This window comes from Phytobacter massiliensis JC163, from assembly GCF_000321045.1.
GTDB classification, from domain to species: domain Bacteria; phylum Pseudomonadota; class Gammaproteobacteria; order Enterobacterales; family Enterobacteriaceae; genus Phytobacter_A; species Phytobacter_A massiliensis.
In genome coordinates this window covers 291482-296834 of the sequence record NZ_HE578948.1, presented here as the reverse complement: position 1 = coordinate 296834, position 5353 = coordinate 291482, and the positions used below count along the sequence as shown (strand labels likewise).

The window sequence follows — 5353 nt, the reverse complement described above, 5'->3', positions numbered from 1 at the left end:
GATCGTGCGGGCTGGAACTGCGGTTTTCTCCCTCTCCTTTCCAGGGAGAGGGTCGGGGTGAGGGTATTACCTCTCTACTGCTGCGGCGGAATATCCGACACGTCCTGGTGGGACTCCTCGACGCTCGCTGGCGCGGCGCTCTGTTCCCCGGTGGACATCAGCGTTTCCCAGTTCGCCTGCAGCTCCTTCATGTTGTACTCCGGCTCACCTTTCGGCTGCAGCAGTACCAGCGCCATATCCTGCGACAGCTGCTGGCGCAAATCCTGATTGAGCATCTCTTTGGTCAGCCCGTTGAGGAAGCTCTGGCGCAGGCGCTGATACTGCTCAGGGGCGATGTCCACCACCTGGTTTTGCAGCGAGCGCATCCGCTGGCTGATCAGGATATCGGTATCGGTACGGGCGTAGGTGGCGAACAGCTTCTGCAATTCAAGGTTCTTTTGCGCCACCAGCGCGTTGAACTCCTCTTCCGGCAGGCCGTTATCGCGCACTTTCGCCAGCTCACGCGCGACAATCCCTAAATTGCTGTTCAGTTTGTCGGTGGGCGAATCCACGTTAATCGCACACTGGGCGCGCTGGAACAGCACCCGGCACTCGAAGCCCAGGCCAATATCTTTAGCATTGGTTTTCGCCAGATACTGCTGGATATGCCAGAACAGCGCCTCACGGGCGAGATCGGCGCGCCAGTAGCGCTGCAATGCGGCCGATTCACGAATCGGCTGCCAGGCGCTGTCCCACATAATCGACAGGCGATCCTGGCGTACCGTATCGGTCATAATGCTTACCGGCTGGCGCGGCAGCGGCGAAAGCGTCGGCACCGGCGCGGGGGTTTCACGCTTGCCTTTCAGGTCGCCAAACACTTTGTTTATCTGTTCGGCAACCGAGCGGCTGTCCACGTTGCCGACCACGATAAGGGTCATCGCATCCGGGGTGTACCACTTCTGGTAAAAGGATTTCAGCTGCTGAATATCCAGCGGTTGCTTAAGCGTGTCCGCCGGATCGTGCCCTAACAGCGACGAGCCTTTCAGACGATAGCGCCACCAGCTCTCTTTGGTATTGGCAGGCCAGGTGGCAACCCTGTCTTCGCTGGCAAGGGCGTGGTTCACCGTCTCCGGCGTAATGGTGAGTTTCCCGGCGCTGTCCGATAGCCAGACCAGCGCCTCTTTCAATAAATCGTTGCGGTTATTCGGCAGGCTCAGGTTGAACAGCGTGTATTCATATGAGACCAGCGCGGGGGGCAGCGGACGCTTCGGGTCGATGCCCTGCTGCCACAGCGAGCGCGCCTGGGTAGGCTGCAAACTGCCGCTGTGGGTCAGCGCGATACGGGGAATAAAATGGCTAAAGCCGCTCTGTTGCGTGCTTTCGGTGAGCGAACCGGTATCAATAGACAGGCGAATTTCAATGCGATCGCTGGGACGCTGCGGCGTCGCTAAAACTTGCCACTGGAAGCCATTCGCCAGCGTTCCCTGTTGCCAGGCCGGGTCGGGCTGGAGCGCGTCTGCCTGCACATAACCGACAGCCGCCAGCATCAGCAAACCGCCTGTTAATAATCTAATTTTTGTGCCCTGCATGAGAACCCCTGATCAACGTTCCTGGTTAAAAAGTCAGCTCCGACAGGAGGGGAGCCAAAAGTTACCGTAACACTTCGCTGTTAGACCTCGCGAATGAAAAAAGGTCCCTTCATAGCAGCGAAAAATCCCGATGAATTCGTTTCGAATTGTGACGGACAGGGGTCAATTATGCTCAGGCGCCCGCAGCCCGACAAGGGCTACGGGCTTTTACTACCAGATCAGGAGGATATTTCGCCGGTTTTACCCCGTGTTTCGCGATTATTTAACGTATCAACCAGCTTTTTCTGATCGAGTTCTTTCACCCATTTTGCGACCACCACCGTCGCCACGCCGTTGCCGACGAGGTTAGTAAGCGCGCGGGCCTCCGACATAAAGCGGTCGATGCCGAGGATTAACGCCAGCCCCGCCACCGGGAGATGCCCTACCGCAGAGATGGTCGCCGCCAGCACGATAAACCCGCTGCCGGTTACCCCTGCCGCCCCTTTCGAAGAGAGCAGCAGCACCACCAGCAGCGTAATCTGATGGAAGATATCCATATGGCTGTTGGTCGCCTGGGCGATAAACACCGCCGCCATCGTCAGGTAAATAGAAGTGCCGTCGAGGTTAAACGAGTAGCCGGTGGGAATAACCAGCCCCACCACTGATTTGCGGCAGCCCAGACGCTCCATTTTTTCCAGCATTCTCGGCAGGGCCGACTCAGACGAGGAGGTGCCAAGCACAATCAGCAGCTCTTCCCGAATGTATTTGATGAATTTGAAGATGTTGAAGCCGGTCGCCCTGGCGATAGAACCCAGCACCACCACCACAAACAGAATACAGGTGAGGTAGAAGCAGAGAATTAACTGCCCCAGCTGTACCAGCGTGCCCACGCCATATTTGCCGATGGTAAAGGCCATCGCGCCGAATGCGCCAATCGGCGCCAGACGCATGATGAAGTTAATAATGCCGAAGATCACCTGCGAAAAGCTTTCGATAACGTTGAAGATAAGCTGGCCTTTGCTGCCCAGTCGATGGAGCGCGAAGCCAAACAGCACGGCAAACAGCAGCACCTGCAAAATATTGCCGCTGGCGAAAGCGCCGATAACGCTGCCGGGGATGACATCCATCAGGAAGGCAACGATTCCCTGCTCTTTAGCCTGCTCGGCATACACCGCGACGGCTTTGGCATCCAGCGTCGCCGGGTCCACGTTCATCCCGGCCCCCGGCTGCACCACGTTGACAATCACCAGGCCGATAATCAGCGCCAGGGTGCTGACGACTTCAAAATAGAGCAGCGCCACCGCACCGGTGCGGCCCACCGCCTTCATACTCTCCATACCGGCAATGCCGGTGACCACCGTACAGAAGATAACCGGCGCGATGATCATTTTAATGAGCTTAACGAAGGCGTCGCCGAGCGGCTTCATCTGTGTGCCCAGCTCCGGGTAGAAATGACCAAGAAGAATACCAACTGCGATGGCCGTCAGTACCTGGAAGTAAAGACTTTTGAACAGAGAGGTTTTCATAGGGTGTCCTTGAGGTTTAAACCACAGGCTTTGTAGGGTTTTCTCGCGCCTGCGGATTAAAAATAACACCCGTGAAACATGACAGAAATGAACTTACATCAACTTTGAAACAATCTTGTTAAGAAATTAGAGCTGACTCGCGCAAGCCAGCCCCTTTTCAACCATTTTCAGCATTGTCTGAGTGGGCCAGATAGCGTGTTTCAAAAGCGTCCGGGGTCAGCGCGCGGTCGAATAAGAAGCCCTGCGCCATCTCCACGCCCGCCTGCGCCAGCCAGTCACGCTGGGCCTCAGTCTCGACCCCTTCGGCAATAATCTTTAAACCCAGGCTGCGGGCAAGGTGGATAATGGACGTCACCATGCTGCTGTCATCCGGCAACCCTTCGACGAAGATTTTATCGATTTTGAGCACGTCCGCCGGCAGCGATTTCATATGCTGTAGCTGGCGCAGCCCGGCATAGCCCATGCCGAAATCATCCAGCGCAATGCGTATTCCCGCGTTACGCAGCGGGCGCAAAATGGCCACCGCCGCGTGCGGGTCGTCGATACGGCGGCTCTCGGTCACCTCCAGAATCAGCGTGTCTGGCTGAATCCGGTAGCGATTAAGCAGCTCCAGTAAATCCGGCACCATATTGTGATGCAGCAGCTGTAGCGCCGAGAGATTGACGGAAAGCGGCAAGAGTACGCCGCGCGCCTGCCAGGCCGCCAGCAGGCGGCAGGACTCCTCCAGCACCCAGTAGCCCACCGTGACCATCAGCCCGCAGGACTCTATTCGCTCGATAAGCCCTTCCGGCAAGTCCCAGCTGCCGTCCGGCTGCGCCATGCGCAGCAGCGCCTCGGCGCTAACCACCTTGCCGGTCGCCAGGTCCACCTGCGGCTGTAGCCAGATAGCAAACTTATTCTGGTCAAGGGCGGTAAGGATATCGCTCTCTTCGGTAAGGCGTTTTTGCGCCTCCTCCATCTGCTGCGGGTCAAAGAACTGGATCTGGTTTTTACCTTTGCGACGCGCCGTAAAGGCGGCGGATACGGCCCGACGATAGAGCTGCTCCGCGTTCAGTTCGCCATAGAACATCGCCACGCCGATGCTGGCGCTGGGGCGCAGCTGGATACCCTGCATCGGCACCCGCTCGTTGATGACGGTAAGTACTTGCTGACCCAGCGTGATAGCGTGCCACGGCTCTTTCACGCCGTGGGCGATAATGGCGAAGTCATAGGCGCTGACCTGGGCTAAGACCATGCGCGGCGCGAGTACCGAGCGCAGCTTTTCCACCAGCGTCAGCAGCAGCACCTCCCGCTGGGACTCTTTCAGTACGCCTGCGGTGTCCTGCAAGGTTTCGCAGGCGATAAACAGCAGCGCGGTGGTTTTCTGCTGCGCGACCACCTGCTCCAGCAGCGCCATCAAAAAGGCCTTATTCGGCAGTTCAGAAACGGGGAAGAGCGTTGTCTGGCTGTTCAGCTCATCGTGCTGGCGCAGCAGGTTTTGCTGATTGCGGTTGTAGCTGCGCACCAGGCTGCCTATCTCATCGTCGTGATGGTGGCGAGGCAGCGCCAGCTGGTGCCCCATCTGGTCCTGCAAAGGCAGATCGTTAAGCTCGCGGGCGATTTTACGCAGCGGATGAACAATCAGCCGGTTAATGCACCAGGTAATGGCGACGGTAATGATCAGCGTCAGAAGTAAGTAAGCGGTTACTAATGTTGAAAGGGTGCTCATCACGAACTTGTAGACCCGATACGAGTCCGCCTCTAACACCAGATAAGCCAGCGGCTGCGGGTTGGCTGGCCGCTGTAGAGAGTAAATGGGCAGCGAGATTTGAATAGGCAGCTCAAATACGCGGGCGACCATCATCGGCACGGAGCGTTCGGGAATAAACCGCACCCGCAGCGCCTGAAACTGGTTAGGCAGCACCACATCCGCCCGGCTGACCACGCCAGCGGGCTTAATCTGCTTAATAATGGCTTCGGCTTCCGGGATGTCAGCTTTCAGGATAGCGTTGGATAACGGCTCGCGTATGGAACGGGCAATGCTTTCCAGCTGCGTAGCCGTGTTGTAGCGATTCTGCTGCACGAAATGAAACAGCAACGTGACGCAAAAAATAAAAATAAACACCATCGCCACGATAAATACCGTAGCCATCTGTTTAATCGTTAATGAACGGCTGACACGCAAAATCACTCTCCAGAGGTCCACAAGCGCAGGGTAACAAACCAGGGCTTCGACGCCAGAGTATACTCTATCAGGGCTGTTTGAGATAAAGAGGTTGTGGGCGAAGTTGCGGGAACGTC

General features: G+C 57.0%; 3 protein-coding genes. All 3 read right to left on the bottom strand.

Translation table 11 applies throughout. The features are described from left to right. Nucleotides 1-74 precede the first annotated feature (74 nt). The 3 genes from ENTHG_RS18775 to hmsP all read right to left on the bottom strand — a co-directional run bounded on the left by ENTHG_RS18775 (nucleotide 75) and on the right by hmsP (nucleotide 5237). Nucleotides 75-1568 carry a M16 family metallopeptidase gene (locus ENTHG_RS18775; RefSeq protein ID WP_044183332.1) on the bottom strand — a complete coding sequence of 498 codons (1494 nt, stop codon included), beginning with the start codon at nucleotides 1566-1568 and terminating at the stop codon, nucleotides 75-77. A 218-nt stretch (nucleotides 1569-1786) separates the two neighbouring features. After that, nucleotides 1787-3073, bottom strand: a complete 1287-nt coding sequence (locus ENTHG_RS18770; protein WP_044183329.1) for a dicarboxylate/amino acid:cation symporter — start codon at nucleotides 3071-3073, stop codon at nucleotides 1787-1789. Nucleotides 3074-3230: 157 nt separating this feature from the next. Further along, nucleotides 3231-5237, bottom strand: coding sequence for a biofilm formation regulator HmsP (gene hmsP, locus ENTHG_RS18765; RefSeq protein ID WP_044183327.1), 2007 nt, complete (start codon nucleotides 5235-5237; stop codon nucleotides 3231-3233). Between the last annotated feature and the right edge of the window lie 116 nt (nucleotides 5238-5353).

Excerpts from the sequence above, each read along its gene's own strand:
- ENTHG_RS18775 (WP_044183332.1), bottom strand. The coding sequence starts at position 1,568 with ATGCAGGGCACAAAAATTAGATTATTAACAGGCGGTTTGCTGATGCTG.
- ENTHG_RS18770 (WP_044183329.1), bottom strand. The coding sequence starts at position 3,073 with ATGAAAACCTCTCTGTTCAAAAGTCTTTACTTCCAGGTACTGACGGCC.